Source organism: Streptomyces synnematoformans, assembly GCF_039531005.1.
Lineage (GTDB): Bacteria > Actinomycetota > Actinomycetes > Streptomycetales > Streptomycetaceae > Streptomyces > Streptomyces synnematoformans.
This window is the reverse complement of sequence record NZ_BAAAPF010000629.1, coordinates 1-1,672: the sequence shown is the minus strand read 5'-3', so window position 1 is coordinate 1,672 and position 1,672 is coordinate 1. Positions and strand designations below refer to the sequence as shown.

2 protein-coding genes are annotated in these 1,672 nt (G+C 75.6%); both read right to left on the bottom strand.

Translation table 11 applies throughout. The features are described from left to right. Positions 1 to 94: 94 nt before the first annotated feature. Positions 95 to 739, bottom strand: coding sequence for a DUF305 domain-containing protein (locus ABD317_RS36685; protein WP_344296356.1), 645 nt, complete (start codon positions 737 to 739; stop codon positions 95 to 97). Then, entirely contained in the window at positions 736 to 1,365 is a 630-nt protein-coding gene (locus ABD317_RS36680; protein ID WP_344296354.1) for a thioredoxin-like domain-containing protein, read from the bottom strand. The genes ABD317_RS36685 and ABD317_RS36680 overlap by 4 nt, the downstream gene beginning before the upstream one ends. Positions 1,366 to 1,672 lie beyond the last annotated feature (307 nt).

The following is a 1,672-nucleotide window of genomic DNA, read 5'->3' as shown; positions in this document are numbered from 1 at the left end:
GCGGACGCCCCCTGCCGGCCGCGCCCGCGGGTCGGCGGCGCGGTCCGGCCGCGCCGGACCCGGCCGCCCCCGACGACGTGGTCGCCTCCCGCCGCTACCGCTTCCCCGCACCGCCGCGCTCGTCGAGCATGGCGCGCATCAGCTCGATCTCCGACCGCTGCCCGCGCAGCGTCGTCTCGGCCAGCCGCCGCACCACCCGCGTCCCGGCCTCCTCCCCGGCCGTCCGCGACATCTCCAGACCGCCCTCGTGGTGCGCGGTCATCAGCGTCAGGTACAGCACCTCGGCGTCCTCGCCCGCCGCGCCGCGCAGCCGGTCGAGCTGGGTGTCCGTCGCCATGCCGGGCATCAGGGCGCCGTCGCGCGCCTCGAAGGACGTCCCGTGGCCCATCCAGGCCATCGGCGGCTCCGCCGACGACACGGGCAGCTCCCACTGCTCCAGCCAGCCGAGCATCATGCCGCGCTGGTTGGCCTGGGTGTTGATGATGTCGTAGGCGAGGCGGCGCACGTCCTCGTCGTCGGTGCGGTCGCGCACGATGAGGGACATCTCGACGGCCTGCTGGTGGTGGACGGCCATGTCCCGGGCAAAGCCCGCGTCCGCGGAGGCGGTGTCCGGGACGGGGGCGGCGGCGTCGCCGTCCCCGCCGGTGGCGAGGACGGCGACGAACGCCCCGAAGGCCAGGACAGCGGCGGCCACCATCGCCGCCGGCCACCGCAGGCCGGCCCGGTCCGCGGCCGTCATGCGCCCTTCCCGCCGGTGCACGCGGCACCCTGCTCGGGGGTCTGCGGCCCCTGGACGTACTTCTCGAAGAACTTGCCCACCCGCGGGTCCGACGCCTTCTCCACCGTGAGCTGCCTGCCCCAGGCGGTCAGCGTGATCGTCCCGTCCTGGTCGGGGTACGGGCTGAGCATCGAGTACGGCGTCTTCCCGACCCGCTCGGCGAGCGCCTTGACGTCCGCGTCGGCGGCCTTGTCGGTGTACGTGACCCACACGGCGCCGTGCTCCAGCGCGTGCACGGCGTTCTCGTCGCGTATCGGCTTGTCGTAGACGTCGCCGTTGCAGTTCTGCCAGGCCGGGTCGTGGACGCCGCCGGCGGGGGGCGTCATCTCGTAGTCGACGTCCTCGGTGACGTGGCCCTGTTCGAGGTCGGGCCAGCTCTGCTCGCCCTTCACCGGCGCCGCGGCCGCCTTGTCCTCCTCCCGGGCGGCGTCGACGATGAACCACCCGCCGACCGCCGTGGCGAGCACGACGACGGCGACGGCGAGGTACATGAACTGCTTGCTGCGGCGCTCGCGGGCGGCTTCCCTGCGGCGCAGCTCCTCCGCACGGGCGCGGCGGGCGGCGGCTTTGGACTTGGCGGTACCCATGGCGGACCCTTCTCCCCGCCGGGCCGCGGGCGTACGGGTACGCGCGGACGCGACGGGACGGTGTGTGGAAGTGGACGGGACGGAGGGCGTACCGCGTACGGGCACGGGGGTGTGCCGGGGTACGGGGTACGGCTGCGCGTGCGTGCCGCCGCGCGTGGGTGCGGGGCGGTTCTGGTACGGGCGCGCGGGCCCCGTCCTAGGTCCGCTGGACCTGCAACCGGTGCAGGCAGGGGGCGCCCACCGCGCTCGGCGGCGGCGGGGCGTCGCTCGCGGGGGTGCCCGCCGGGGCCGCCGAGTGCGGCGCCTA